Genomic DNA, 13,937 nt, shown 5'->3' on the forward strand with positions numbered 1-13,937 from the left:
CGAGATTGCGTCAGAGCCCCCTTTTGGGCGCCGATCCAGGGTCCCGATCCGATGCCGATTGACAGGATAACCTCTTTGGACGACTGTTTCAGGGCGAGGTGTAGGCGGACTGGTCTGTGAAGGGCGAATTGCTCTGACACGCATCAAGGAAACGAAACCGCTGTTCCTTCGGTCCCGCGTGCGGAAACGCGAACACATACTCGCAGCATCGGCCCGGTGGCCGCATTATATCTCACCCGTGACGTTTGCCGTCATCCGGCTTCGCGGACGTGCGACGTGCGAAAGCAAATTGTTGATTAAATAGTTCGCTCGCGGAGGTTGTGCGTGCAATAATTTTACGGCAGGATGCCATTGATCGCAGTGGCCGATGAGCGAGCATCATGCCTAAGACCGTCTACGTCACAATGGTCGCGGAGGTTCCTCTTGAAAGCCAAATGAACGTCATCGAAACCGCCCGCCGCTATGGCGATGTGGTGATAGGCCTGCTGACAGATCCAGCGCGTACGAAAGTTGACGGTGTGCTGCATCCGAACTACCAGTACCGCAAGCGAATTCTGGAAAATATCGCAGGCGTCAAGGAAGTCGTGTCACAGCAGAATTCGGATTACCTTCTGTCCTTGCGGCGGTTGAGGCCGGACTATCTGATCTGCGGCGACGAATGGCATGGCGAAGTGCACAGCAGCCATCGGGAGGAAGCGTTGGCGGCGATGCTCGAATGGCGTGGACAGATCATCGAGATCGCTTACGCCAGTGGAGCCAGTGACCGTCTTCCCGTTTTCGACGTCGTGCTGGGAACCACTCCGACGGTCCGTCTACGCCAGCTGCGCCGACAACTGGCCGGATCTGGCTTTGTGCGCGTACTGGAAGTGCACAGCCCTCTATCCGGACTGATTGTCGAATCTATCGCCGCCGAGCGCGACGGTCGGTCGGTCGGGTTCGATGCGATGTGGTCATCGAGCCTCGTTGATTCCACAGTCAGGGGAAAGCCCGATACTGAAGCAGTGGACCACAGCGCGCGCTTTGCCGGGATCAACGATCTGTTCGAGGTCACCACCAAGCCGCTCATCTACGATGCCGACACCGGTGGGCGCGCCGAACACTTCGCATTCACCGTACGCTCACTCGAACGCTTGGGTGTATCCGCCGTCATCGTCGAAGACAAGATCGGCTTGAAACGCAATTCGTTGCTCGGCAACGACGTGACGCAGACCCGCGAGAGCGTGGAGAATTTCTGCCACAAGATCAGCGTGGGAAAGGCGGCGCAGGCGACCGGCGACTTCGCCATTATCGGTCGGATAGAGAGCTTCATTCTCAATGCCGGGCTCGATGACGCGCTCTTTCGGGCAAGGGAATATGTCGCGGCCGGTGCCGACGGGATCATGATTCACAGCCGCAGCAAGGAGCCCGATGAAATCTTCGCCTTCTGCGAAAAATTCCGCAAAGCGGATACTGAAACATTCCTGGTTGCGGTACCGACAAGTTACAGCGGCGTCTATGAGCATGAACTCAGGGCGCGCGGGATAAATGTTGTGATCTATGCCAACCATCTTCTACGCGCCGCCTATCCAGCGATGATGCAGGTGGCAAGGGCTATCCTGGAAAATAGCCGCTGTCGGGAGGCCGATTCCTTGTGTATGTCGGTCGACAGCATTCTGCGGCTCATTCCTGGAACCGCATGAGATGATCGACCCATCGGCTTTCATCGCATTCCTGCGAAACTGTCAGATTACTTTTTTTGTCGGCGTGCCGGATTCGCTTTTGCTGCCCTTTAGCGCCTGCCTGGCCGGAGCCGTGCCCGGTGAGCGTCATGTGATCGCCGCCAACGAGGGCAGCGCCATAGGGCTTGCTGCCGGCTATCATCTGGCCACCGGCGCCATAGGCTGCGTCTACATGCAGAATTCGGGGCTGGGCAACGCGATCAATCCGCTGACCTCGCTCATGGATGCGGAGGTCTACGCGATACCGGCCTTGTTGCTGATCGGTTGGCGCGGCGAAATGCGTGACGGAAAGCAAATCGAAGATGAGCCGCAGCACGCCAAGCAAGGTCGAATAACGCTCGGCCTGCTGGAATGCCTCGACATCCCTTACGTCGTGCTGCAAGCGGAGACCACGGGGGTCGAGCAGGTCGTCGGCGAGCTTGTCGATCGGGCAGGTGCGGAATCGCGCCCCGTCGCTTTGGTCGTGCGCCGTGACACGTTCAGCGGTAGCAAAGCCGATCTCCCGATGTCGCCATATTCCTTGTCGCGCGCAGACGGCGTGAAAGCGGTGCTGGAGGGCCTCCCGCAAGACGCGGTCATTGTATCGACCACCGGAAAGGTGTCGCGCGAACTTTATGAAATGCGGGTCATCGACGGGGCCGATCCGACGCGTGATTTTCTGACGGTCGGCTCCATGGGACACGCATTGCAGATCGCATCCGGTATCGCTCTGGCGCGACCGGACAAAACAATCGTCTGCATTGACGGCGATGGCGCCCTGATCATGCATATGGGGGGAATGGCAACCAGCGCCGCGATACCGAACCTGTTGCACGTTGTCATGAACAACGGCGCGCATGAATCCGTCGGCGGCGCGCCGACCAGGGGGTTTGCGATCGATCTGCCGGCTGTGGCGCGCGCCTGCGGCTACACTACCGTTCAGCAAGCGACCAGCGGCGCTGAGGTTGGTTATGCCGTACGAAACGCGCTTGCCGCGCGCGGTTCAGCCTTTGTTGAGATTCGCACCAACTTGCAGTCCCGGATTGATCTCGCGCGCCCCAAGACTGCGCCTCGTCTTGCCAAGCAGGAATTCATGCGCTGCTTTGAGCCCGTCGCTGATTGAATTGGAGCTGATTCGGCCATGGTGCAGGGGCGAAGCGGCAGGTTCGGCACCGGTCAGGACTTTGACCTTGCAGCTCTGGGGGACGCGCTTTCCCGATCGGCATTGGGCGAATGGGTCGCATGCTTCGATCCGTTGTGCCCCAGGCCGTCCGCATGGGATCTCTACCGCGACCGAGTTCCAACGGAGATGCGGCCGCTGGTCGATCTGTTCCTCTTGAACAGACCCGTGGAGCGCGAGGCGCTGCCGGAGAATATCGGAAATCTCATCCCCGGTATGGTCAGTCTAGGCATTGCCACCGAAGACCGCGGGCACGCCTGGATGACGTGTGGGCTGGTCGTCTTCCCGGTTTTCGGCAAATGGCTGTTATGCCAGCCGCCGGGGCCCAATCCGAAATTCTATTTCGGCGACGACTCACTGGGACTGCTGACTCGTATCCTGCCACGGGCCGGCGGGCGGTGCCTCGATCTCTGCGCCGGTCCGGGCCTGCTCGCTTTGCACAGCGCCGTCGTTGCGGGTTGCGTGACCGCGGTCGAATCCGATCCTGACGCTGTGCAGCTCGCACAATTCAACGCCGCGCTCAACAGGCTGTCGCATCGTGTGGAAGTGCTTCAGGGGGACCTCTTTGAGCCGGTGCGGGGGCGGCAGTTCGACACGGTCATCGCCAACCCGCCGATGTTGCCCTATCCGGAAGAACTGGCCGGTCCCTCGATCGGCCATGGTGGCCCCGATGGGCTCCGCGTCACCCGTCGGATACTGGCAGGACTGCCTGAAGCGTTGAGCGAAACCGGAACGGCGCAAATGATCGGAACATGTCTCAGCGACGGCGCGACCCCGATCGGCCTTGAACAATTGCGGGCCGCGGGCGGCAAACGGTTGAACCTCACAGTGAGCATCCTGTCGCATCACGCTTTGTCGGCAGCGGATCCGTTTTTGCACGCCCTCATCGCGACTGTTGCCGCGATCGCCAGCGAGAGGGAAGCGATCATACGCCAATCCTATTCCGCGTTGCTGATGCGCGCTCGCGCAAGCCACTTGTGCAATTTCTTCATTCACGCGGTCCATGGCGACGGGCAATTGCGTCTGATCGACGCGGCGCGTTGGAATCAGAGCGGGCAATGGTACACTAGGAACTAGCGTTCTCGCCGGCCGTTGTGGTGGCTGCCTGGCGATGGTTGTGAACGGGCCGCGACCTCGCAATCCCAGAATATCAGGCGAAAAGTCGGCCGCTGCTCGCCAAATGCCTTTGACTCCGCATTGACAAAAATACCCGCACAGGTTTAGTTTGTAAGAAGTGCGACCTTACGGTTTTAGCGTGAGCCGCGATGCATCAATCTGGAAGATCAATTGAACAGGACTATCCGCGCCTGCGGTCTTTAATCAGAGACCCATCGGTTGCATGGGATATCAATACGATTTCGCGGGACGCCGCCTTGTACGCCCTGAGTGCGGACTTCCTGCGGGAGCTGAATAAAAACAGGCGGCTCCTTGATCAGGAGATTCCGCTCGAAGGGTGCGACGTCGACAACACTGCGTTTCCGGTGCTGAGGCGTGAGACGGAGCACATCCGAAAAAATCTGATCGAGCGCGGATTTGGCTTCGCCATTCTGCGCGGGCTGGATCCAACGTCCTACACTCAGCTAGAATTGGAAAATGCCTATTGGCGCATTTGCGCCGAACTCGGTACGCCATTTGTTCAGAAGGCGCACAATGTCAGATTTGGCCGTGTCGAAGATCTGAGCCTGTCGGAGGAGGCGCGTCCGCGTTATCATGAGACCGGGACCGGTGGCTCGATCCATACCGATAGCCCCATCATGCCGCGGGTGGCCGACTTTGTCGGCCTTCTTTGTGTCAGAGTGGCTATTCAAGGGGGGCAGAGCAAGTTCGTCAGTGTCGCGCGGGTGCACAATATCCTCTTGCAGCACGCCAGCGATCTGTTGGCGGAGCTTTATCAGCCGTTTTACTTTGACCGCCGGATCAAGGTGACCGACGTATCGCCGCAGAACCCGGCGCTATTGCTGGAGCCGATCTTCACCTATGAGCCCGCGCTGGGCGATCGCGGCCTCAAGCTGCGTTGGCAGCCAGAATATGTCTGGGGAGCCCCACAATTGGCGGGCGTCCCCCCGCTGAACGAGAAGCAGCGGCTGGCGCTGCATCTGTTGGAAGGCCTGCTCGAAGACCGCACCGGTGCCATCACAGTCTGCATGACCATGCAGCCGGGCGACATTCAGCTGGTCAACAACCGTGTGCTGGCCCACGGCAGGACGCCGTTCTTCGATCATCGCCTTTCAGACAATCCGGCAAAGTCCGATCCCGAGCGGCGAAGATTGATGCGCCGGGTCTGGATGCACCGCTTTGATTGAGATCCCCTGCTCATCCACAAACGCAAACGCCCGAAGCGGAAGGCGCATCGGATGAGAGCGCTGATCCTTGCGGCCGGCAGGGGCACACGGCTTGAGGCGGTCAATGGAGGCCTCCCGAAAGGGCTCGTCGAGGTTGGCGGAAAACCGATACTCGATCGGCAAATAGAGCTGCTGGAGTCGCTGGACGTTGACCGGATTTGCATCGCGACCGGCTATAATTACGAATTGATTGAGAAGCGCTATGGCGAGCGGGTTGACTATCGTTACAATCCGTTTTTCGAGCATGGCAACAATATCGTGAGCTTTATGTTCGCGCGTGACTGGATCGATGGCGATCTCGTCGTGCTATATGCGGATCTGATCTACGAGCCCGCGATACTGGATGCGGCGCTCAATTCTACTGCTGATATCGGAATGGTCGTGGACCGCAACGCGGTCGAGCGTGGACACGCCCTGGTGTCTGTTGAGAATGGAAAGATTACGCGCGTTGGCACGGAGCTCGGCGAAAGCGAGGCCCATGCCCGCTTCATCGGCATCGCGAAATATTCGACCGATGGTCTGAACGCGATGCTTCCGGAGATCGAAAGCGCGGTAAAGGCCGGCAAGACGGACCAGTATTACATCATCGGCGCAAGGTCGCTTATGACACGGGGCTATCCGGTCGTTCCGGTCGATATCAGCGGTCGAAAGTGGCTTGAGATTGACTTCCCGGAGGATCTGGAACGCGCTCGCCGTGAATGGGCGTGATGGATGTGCGGCATTTTCGGAATCGCGTCCGTTTCCGCGCTCGCTGAATCCCGGTGCCTATTGGAGGCGCTGACCGATCGACTGCAACACCGCGGACCCGACGAGCGCGGCAGCTACCTCGATGACACCGTATTCCTCGGCCACCGCCGCTTGTCCATCATCGATCTGCGGGGCGGCCGTCAGCCGATGACGGCATGTGACGGTCGATATGTCATTGTCTACAATGGCGAGCTTTACAACTTCAGGGAGGTGCGTGCCGCGCTCGAAAATCGCGGGCTGTAGCGCGACAATCAGGATGAGAATCCCGCGACAATCAGGATGAGAATGCGCCGCTGCTGGGGTGACGAAGGGAGGGCGTAGCCCGACCGGAGGCACCCCAGCAGCGGCGTGTCGGCCCGAAGGGGCCTCATTGGCGGTAACGGCGGCTGGTAAAGCATCGGCTTCTCCTTCGAGAGGACCAGTGCTTTGGCCGGCCGGCATGTCACCGATCAACAAATGAGGCTTTTCATGAGCTTGCGTCGCAACCATTCGCCAGCCGTCGCCGCTGCAAAGGCTGGTTTCAGCACCTCCGCCGCCTACCGATACGAGAAGGATCCCCGACTTCCGACCCAGAAGAAGGCGCGCCGCGCACGCCGTCGAGCCGATCCGTTCATCGACGTTTGGGAGAACGAAGTTCTGCCGATACTGAGGGCCGCCCCCGGATTGCGGCCGATCGCCGTGTTCGAGGAACTATGCCGGCGGCATCCGGAACTGGGTTCTGGAACGCGGCGGACGCTCGAGCGGCGCATTCGGGCATGGCGGGCGGTGAACGGGCCGGATCGGGAGGTGATCTTCCGTCAGGAACATCCGCCGGGTCGCATGGGGTTGTCGGACTTCACCGAGGTCGCCGATCTCGGCGTCACCATTGCGGGCCAGTTGCTGGACTGCCGGCTCTATCACTTCCGGCTGCCTTTCTCCGGCTTCGAACACGCCCACGTCGTGCTCGGTGGCGAAAGCTTTGTCGCGCTGGCGGAAGGCTTGCAGAACGCGCTGTGGTCGCTGGGCGGGGTTCCGGAGCAGCACCGCAGCGACAGCCTGTCGGCCGCGTTCCGCAATCTCGGAGCCGATGCCAAGGAGGATTTGACGACGCGCTATGAGGCGTTCTGCGGCCATTACGGCATGACGCCGACCCGCAACAATCCCGGCGTATCGCATGAGAACGGCTCGATCGAAAGTGCGCATGGCCATCTCAAGAGAGCGCTGGCCGATGCCCTGCTGCTGCGTGCCTCACGCGACTTCGACGATCTTGCGGCCTGGCGGGGTTTTGTCGACGAGATCGTTGGCCGCGGCAACGCGCGCAATGCCAAGCGTATCGATCAGGAGCGGACGGCGCTGAAGAAACTGCCGGTGCGCAAGACCGCCGATTATGAGGAGGTCAACGTCGACGTCACGACCTCCAGCGCCTTCACGTTGCGCAAGGTGTTTTACTCGGTCCCATCCCGCCTGATCGGTCACCGGCTGCGCGTACGTCTTTATGACGACCGGCTCGAATGCTTCCAGGGCGCCACGCACATCATCACCTTGCGACGCGGGCGAACCCAGCCCAACGGCAAACACGGCCACGTCATCGACTATCGCCATGTCATCCATTCGCTGCGCCGCAAACCGATGGCGCTGCTCAATCTGGTCTATCGCGACCAGTTGTTCCCCCGCCGCGTCTACGCCCGTGCGTTCGACGCCTTGCTCGCCGGCATTGGCGAAAGACCAGCCTGCCGTGCCATGGTCGGGCTTCTGGCGCTCGCACATGAACGGGCCTGCGAGGCGGAGCTCGGTGCCGTGCTGCAAGCCACGCTCGACGACGGCATCCTGCCGGATCTCAAGGCGCTGATCGAACGCTTCCGACCGAAGGGCATGGCACTACCGGTCGTCGTCGTCACGCTGCCCTCGCTCGCTATCTACGACCAGATTGCCGCGGCTGTGGGAGAAGCCGCATGAACGCGACCGTCAAGATCGACGCCGCCCGTGTCGAATTGCTGCTCAGCGAACTGCGTCTGCCCGGCATCAAGCTGATCTGGGCCGCCCTGGCGGAAACCGCCGATAAGGAAGGCTGGCCCGCCGCCCGCTTCCTGGCGGCCCTGGCTGAACAGGAGATGGTGGAGCGAAACCGTCGTCGCTTCGAGCGTCATCTGGATGAAGCCCGCCTGCCGCCGGGCAAGACCCTCGCTGCATTCGACTTCGATGCCGTGCCGATGATCTCAAAGGCGCAGGTGCAGGCTCTCGCCGCCGGTGACGCCTGGCTCGACAAGGGCGCCAATCTGTTGTGTTTTGGTCCCCCTGGCGGCGGCAAATCGCATCTGGCAGCGGCGCTCGGCATGGCCCTGATCGAAAACGGTTGGCGCGTGTTGTTCACCAGAACCACCGATCTCGTGCAAAAGCTCCAGATCGCGCGCCGCGATCTCACGCTTGAAGCGGCGATCGCCAAACTCGACAAATATCACCTGCTGATCCTCGACGATCTGGCCTATGTGACCAAGGATCAAGCGGAGACCAGCGTTCTGTTCGAGTTGATCAGCGCTCGCTACGAACGCCGCTCGATGCTGATCACCGCCAATCAGCCATTCGGTGAATGGGGAAAAATCTTCCCGGATCAAGCTATGACCCTCGCGGCGATCGACCGCCTCGTCCATCACGCCACGATCCTCGAAATGAATGTCGACAGCTATCGCCGGAAAGAGGCTCTCGACAAGGCTCGTGGAGCCGGACGACCGCCAACGCGCGCGACAATCAAAGCGTCATCCTGATTGTCGCTCCACGACAATCAACTCTACAGCACGCGATTATCGCTTGCGTTATCGTCAGGCCGCGACAATCATCCCCACGCCGCGACCGCTAAATTGCCATCCTGATTGTCGCGCTTCCCATCCAGATTGACGCGCTACAGCGGGCATCGATTCAAGACCGAAAGCGACACCGAAGTCATCCTTCGCGCCTTTGCCGAGTGGGGCGCGGCGTGCGTCACGCGCTTCAATGGCATGTTCGCCTTTGCCATCTGGGATGGGCTAAAGCGAGCGTTGTTTCTGGCCCGCGACCGGCTCGGCATCAAGCCGCTTTACTACAGCGTCATAGGGGAGCGGCTTGTTTTTGCCTCGGAAATGAAAGCGATCACGGCGCACCCTGATTTTCAGCAGCGCGCCAACTTGGCGGCCCTGTCGAGTTATTTGAGCTTTCGCAGCGTGCTGGGTGAAGATACCGTCTTTGTCGGGTTGAAATCCTTGCAGCCGGGTCATCACCTGCTCTTTGCCGACGGTCGTGTCGGTATCAGGCAATATTGGGACATCCCGCATTCGCTTCCACGGACAGACAAGGGCGAAGACTATTATCTGACGACGCTGACGGAGAAGCTGTCGCAGGTGATCAGGCGTCATCTGGTCAGTGATGTTCCCGTTGGCGCATACCTCAGCGGTGGCCTCGACTCCAGTCTGATGGTTGCTATCATGGCCGAATACCACGCCGGACCGCTCAGGACCTATTCGGTCGGCTTCGACGTCGAAGGTTATGACGAGGGTGCTCATGCCGAGGTAGTAAGTCAACATCTCGGAACCCAGCACCGGCATCTGACTTTTGGTGCCGATAAATATATTGCGATGATGGACGGCATGATCCAGCACCGCGACCAGCCACTGTCGATTCCTCACGAAGTGGCGTTGTGCGCGCTGTCGCATGAGTTGAAGAAGGACGTCACCGTATGTCTGTCCGGGGAGGGGGCGGACGAACTGTTCGGCGGCTATGGCCGCGTCCAGAGGTCGCCGATGGACTACCGGAAGCTGGCGTTCTACCAGCGGCTGCCGACGCCGCTGCAGGCCCTGATCAAATTAACCCTTCATGATCCCGATGTCATTCAGCGTCTTGGCTTGAAGGACGACGTGGCGCATCTCCTCCATGTCTATCACTGGTGGCCGCTCGCTGCGAAGTGGGATATATTCAGCGACCAGGTCAATGCGGAACTCGATTTCGACCGCGCATTCCTGTCCCGCTGTCACGCCGTTCTTGACGCGACGCGAAGCGACGATGCGTATGACCGCGTGTTCTACTTCTTCGAGAAAATCCATTTGTTGAACTTGCTCGACCGTCTGGATGTGCAGAGCATGACCGCCTCGGTCGAGGCGCGGGTGCCGTTTGTCGACCACGAGCTGGTGGAGTTTGTCTGGTCCATTCCACTCAAGTACAAAATGCGCTGGAAATCGCCGCTGCACAGGCTCAGGGCCTGCTTTACGAAGAGCGAGAATGCTAGCGAGCACCTCGACGTCAGCAAATATCTCCTGCGCAGGGTCGCCGATGGGAAGCTGCCGCCGCAGATTTCGCGCCGTAAAAAGCTTGGCTTTCCGGTGCCGCTTGATGCCTGGTTCGGTGGTTCGCTGCAGAATTTCGCGCGTGAGATCCTGCTTGACGGCTGCACGCGGCGGCGCGGAATCTTCAATATGAAGAATGTCGAAGATCTTCTGCTGAACCCGCAGCACCTGGCGTACGATTTCTACGGCAAGCGGATCTGGATGCTGCTGAATGTCGAGTTGTGGTTCCGCGCGCATATTGACCGGGCCGTATCCATGTAGCGCGGCGTGAAGCGCGGAAAGACAGTCGAGAGCGAATTCAATGGATGGAAGCGTGTCCCGTCCGAATGGACAACCTATTGAAAGCTCACATCTAGAGCGCGAGCGTCGCCGGTTCGCCACATTTCCAGGTCGCACGGGCCTCCCCGATCCGCCGCACCAATTCGGCGACCAGCGCATCGAGGGACTGCGTACCATCGATTTCCTGCCATCCCAGACGCTGCGACCAGGAGTCTAGTCGTTCCAGAATGCGTCGCTGGTGCTGCAGGAAACTTTCGGGATGGCAGGCCGGATCCATGCCGCACTCATAGGCGACCAGATCGTCGTGCTTGCGCCGGTACATTTCCTCGGGGCGCAGCTTGATGTAAAGCGTGATGTCCGGCTGCGGCAACAGACTCGCAGTGGCCAATGCCGCCTTCTCGTCCGCCCCGAAGATGATCTCGGCAGCAGTGTGCTTCATCCAGTAGCTGTCGTAAATGATTACCCGGCTGGCGTCGGCCTGATCCAGATGAGACGACACCGTAACCGCCATCGACCACAGCATGAAGAGAAGGCGCGCCGTTGCTGTCGGCATTTGCAGCACGCTATTGCGTAGTGTTTGCACGTCGGTGTCAATGAACGCCGACGCAGGGGAAAGGGTTGGGTTCAAGATATCGAAGCGATCGAGGCGCACGGCCTCCACCCCCATGTGTAGCAAAGCCTGCTCGACCTGCCTGCTCAGTGTCGTCTTGCCCGCGCCGTCCGCGCCCGCGATTGCCACCAGCACTTTCGACTCCTCCAGACCTGCCAGTGGCGTCGACTGAGACCCCGAACCGCGCAATTTTGACCGAAATCTCAAAGTTGTGTTATCTTAACATGCATCCTGTACGATAATTTGGTCAAGCCAAGATTATTGTAGCTGACCGGGATGACGAGGTGCACGTGACAGTTATGGATCGGTTGGATGTGGCGTTTTTGGCGGCGGCAGGATCGGCGGCCCATCGCTTCCGCGTCGATCTGAAACCGGAACGGGTCGATGTGCGATCGGATGATGAACGCGCGGGAACTGTGCTGGAGCACGTTTTCGGTCCGGCGAACCTGACACTGGTCGGCCCGGCGGAGGCCGCCGCCGATTGGACCGTGGCGGCTGTCGCGAGTGATCGATATGGCGAAACGCTGCAAGCGTTTGCCGATGAAGCGCAGGACCTGTCGGCCCCGGGATTGGCTGAATACTGGCGCGGCGATTTTATTGCCGAACCGCTCAGCCGCTCGGCGCAACGGGCGGTGGTTCGCCATGTTCAGCCGTTCGATGGGCTGACGATCCTGCGGCGCGACCGCAAGCTTCTTGTCTACGTCTACCCGCTGGGGACGCGGCCGTTCATCCCGCATTTTGAGCATCTCGTTGCCTATGTGCTGCGGCTCGCCTGTTGGCAGCGAGGCTACGTGGACGTACACGCCGCCTTCGTACGCTATCGCGGCAAGGGTGTGGCGCTGATCGGTACGCGCAGAGCCGGAAAAACCTCGCTGGCCATGCATCTTTTGCAAAAGGGCGGCGAATTGCTGGGCAGCGACATGGCGGAACTGCGCGTAGATGCCGGAGGCGATCTCGCGGCGAAAGCCATACCCCATATGTGCCGGATCACGCCGGAAACGGTTCTGGACAATGGCTCGCTTGATAGCAGGATCGGACCGTCCGATGACCACAACAGCTGCTATCTCGCCGGGCCCCTGCTTTCGCATGGCAAGTACGAGTTGTATGAACCCTCGCTCAACCAGGTGTTTGGCAGGAAAGTTTGTATTGCGTCGATGAAGGTCGACGCGCTGTTGTTTCCGCATTTCGCCGTGGAAACAACCCGGCAGGCCATCCTGCGCATGCCGGACTCCATGGGGACGGAACGGCTCCTCAACAGTATCGAGAACGACCGGCCGCTCGCGGACTGGCTGCCGTTCGATCTGTCCTGCCGAAAACAGGCCGAGGCAGACATAAGAAAAAAGTTCAGCCATGACGACGTGAATGCCGGATCGTTCGATTTCCACTTCGGCAAAGAGAAATCGCTGTCATGGGACGAGATCGACGAAGCGTTCGACCGCATTTGATAGTTGCACTGTCCGTCGACATGAGGCTCGTGCAGCGCACAAAGAACGCCGTCGTCGCCGGAACCAACGGTCGACACTTCAACGCGACGGGTTGAACGAAGTGTAGCGCACGAATTTGTGTGATGCGCCGTAGGGCATTGACGGAACTGGTGCGTTGAGGTAGTAAACTATCGTTATACACTCTGTAAGTGAATTCTGCCCAAGGATGAGGAGAAGACACGATGACTGATCATGAAGTCGAGCGTTTATCCCAAGCAGCGAAAGTCCTGCACGAACATCGGACTGGCCTTGTACTCACCGGCCGCATCAAAGACGGAAAGCTGGTGCTGGACCAGGCGACGCAGGACGAAATAGCGCGCAAATTCGCCAAGGCTGATACGGCGTTTGTGGCGCTGAATTCGCCATTCGATCCGGCTTCCCAGTCGGTCTAGCGCGACCTCCATGCGCAGCCCGAATTCGGCAGAGCGAATCAGAGAGATAGCTGACCATGTCAGCGCTCTGGTGTCGGCGGAAGCATTCGGAAACAAGGTCGCCAGGATCGCACAGGTTGCGGTTGATCTGTATGGCGGCCTTGGCGAATGCCGGAAATATTCAGCGGCGATCGGCGAGGCGCTCGAACGAGAGCCGCCGCCGTTCGACGCCGAACCCTATGCCACCCTATATCAAGAATCCGCTACAGACCCTCGGTGGATGGCAACGTCGCTCCTGACTAATTCCGAGCGGGAAGGCGATGGTTCGAGACGTCTGTGGTCATTGGCCGCCTGTGCGCCGGACAAGGACGAACAGCGTCAACTGAAGCGTCACGCCGTCGATGAGTCGAAGCACTCTCTGATGTATCTGGCGTTGCTGGACCTTGCCTTTCCCAATTCGGTTTCGGTCGAGTTCCGCAATGAATTGCGGCAACTGTCTCCAGGCTTCTCAATGCACATGAAGCTTTTTCCGGTGAAGGGGTCGCCTTATGCAAAGGTTCCGACCATCGACGATTTTCTCCAGATGAATATCGCGGAAATCCGCACCACGATTCATCACGTTATGCAACGTCGCGCGCTCGAGGCCCATTGCCCGCCAAGAAACCGCCAGGCGATGAAAAGAATTCAGGACAGCCTTCTGAATGATGAGCTGGCTCATGTCGGTTACACGGCCTTCCTCATCGAAAAGCTTTCCGAGGGGGCGGACCAGTGCAACGTCGCCGCGCTATTTTGTAAGCGATTCAGCGATTTCAACCGGATCACCACGGAAGAGTTCGGCGACAATGCTTTCGATTGCTCGCTCGCTTGTTGCGCCCGGCGGGATTGGTGCCGTGCCAAGAAGACAGAGCCGAATTTCTACGATGGGTGAGAGGCCCCAC

General features: G+C 59.6%; 13 protein-coding genes. 12 read left to right on the forward strand and 1 reads right to left on the reverse strand.

Annotated elements, in window-relative coordinates; all coding sequences use genetic code 11:
• Positions 1–380: 380 nt before the first annotated feature.
• The 9 genes from aepX to asnB all read left to right on the forward strand — a co-directional run bounded on the left by aepX (position 381) and on the right by asnB (position 10,516).
• On the forward strand, positions 381–1,679 hold the full coding sequence (gene aepX, locus FNL56_RS03050; protein ID WP_143571536.1) for a phosphoenolpyruvate mutase: 1,299 nt from the start codon (positions 381–383) through the stop codon (positions 1,677–1,679).
• 1 nt (position 1,680) lies between these two features.
• Positions 1,681–2,820, forward strand: coding sequence for a phosphonopyruvate decarboxylase (gene aepY, locus FNL56_RS03055; protein ID WP_143577463.1), 1,140 nt, complete (start codon positions 1,681–1,683; stop codon positions 2,818–2,820).
• Between the two features lie 186 nt (positions 2,821–3,006).
• A complete protein-coding gene (locus FNL56_RS03060; protein ID WP_168204632.1) occupies positions 3,007–3,954 on the forward strand; it encodes a methyltransferase in 948 nt (315 codons plus the stop codon).
• A 296-nt stretch (positions 3,955–4,250) separates the two neighbouring features.
• Positions 4,251–5,180, forward strand: coding sequence for a TauD/TfdA family dioxygenase (locus tag FNL56_RS03065; RefSeq protein ID WP_168202843.1), 930 nt, complete (start codon positions 4,251–4,253; stop codon positions 5,178–5,180).
• Positions 5,181–5,231: 51 nt separating this feature from the next.
• A complete protein-coding gene (locus tag FNL56_RS03070; RefSeq protein ID WP_143571540.1) occupies positions 5,232–5,927 on the forward strand; it encodes a phosphocholine cytidylyltransferase family protein in 696 nt (231 codons plus the stop codon).
• Between the two features lie 3 nt (positions 5,928–5,930).
• Positions 5,931–6,209, forward strand: a complete 279-nt coding sequence (locus tag FNL56_RS03075; protein WP_143581759.1) for a hypothetical protein — start codon at positions 5,931–5,933, stop codon at positions 6,207–6,209.
• 183 nt (positions 6,210–6,392) lie between these two features.
• The gene (istA, locus tag FNL56_RS03080; RefSeq protein ID WP_143581760.1) at positions 6,393–7,901 is read left to right on the forward strand and encodes an IS21 family transposase; all 1,509 of its coding nucleotides are present in this window, start codon (positions 6,393–6,395) and stop codon (positions 7,899–7,901) included.
• On the forward strand, positions 7,898–8,707 hold the full coding sequence (istB, locus tag FNL56_RS03085; protein ID WP_143581761.1) for an IS21-like element helper ATPase IstB: 810 nt from the start codon (positions 7,898–7,900) through the stop codon (positions 8,705–8,707). Before istA ends, istB begins: the two co-directional genes overlap by 4 nt.
• A 126-nt stretch (positions 8,708–8,833) precedes the next feature.
• Positions 8,834–10,516, forward strand: coding sequence for an asparagine synthase (glutamine-hydrolyzing) (gene asnB / locus FNL56_RS03090; protein ID WP_168204634.1), 1,683 nt, complete (start codon positions 8,834–8,836; stop codon positions 10,514–10,516).
• A gap of 91 nt (positions 10,517–10,607) precedes the next feature.
• On the opposite strand, the gene FNL56_RS03095 is transcribed toward asnB, so the two are convergent.
• On the reverse strand, positions 10,608–11,279 hold the full coding sequence (locus FNL56_RS03095; RefSeq protein ID WP_168202844.1) for a thymidylate kinase: 672 nt from the start codon (positions 11,277–11,279) through the stop codon (positions 10,608–10,610).
• A 155-nt stretch (positions 11,280–11,434) separates the two neighbouring features.
• Between FNL56_RS03095 and FNL56_RS03100 the strand changes: the two genes are divergently transcribed.
• The 3 genes from FNL56_RS03100 (at position 11,435) to FNL56_RS03110 (ending at position 13,927) form a co-directional block, all read left to right on the forward strand.
• Positions 11,435–12,589 (forward strand): hypothetical protein, encoded by a 1,155-nt coding sequence (locus FNL56_RS03100; protein WP_143581763.1) that lies wholly within the window; start codon positions 11,435–11,437, stop codon positions 12,587–12,589.
• Between the two features lie 221 nt (positions 12,590–12,810).
• Positions 12,811–13,020: a hypothetical protein gene (locus FNL56_RS03105; protein WP_143571544.1), complete on the forward strand. Its 210-nt coding sequence runs from the start codon at positions 12,811–12,813 to the stop codon at positions 13,018–13,020.
• A gap of 10 nt (positions 13,021–13,030) precedes the next feature.
• Positions 13,031–13,927, forward strand: coding sequence for a hypothetical protein (locus FNL56_RS03110; RefSeq protein WP_143577466.1), 897 nt, complete (start codon positions 13,031–13,033; stop codon positions 13,925–13,927).
• Positions 13,928–13,937: the final 10 nt, after the last annotated feature.

This window comes from Tardiphaga sp. vice304 (assembly GCF_007018905.1).
Taxonomy (GTDB): Bacteria; Pseudomonadota; Alphaproteobacteria; order Rhizobiales; family Xanthobacteraceae; genus Tardiphaga.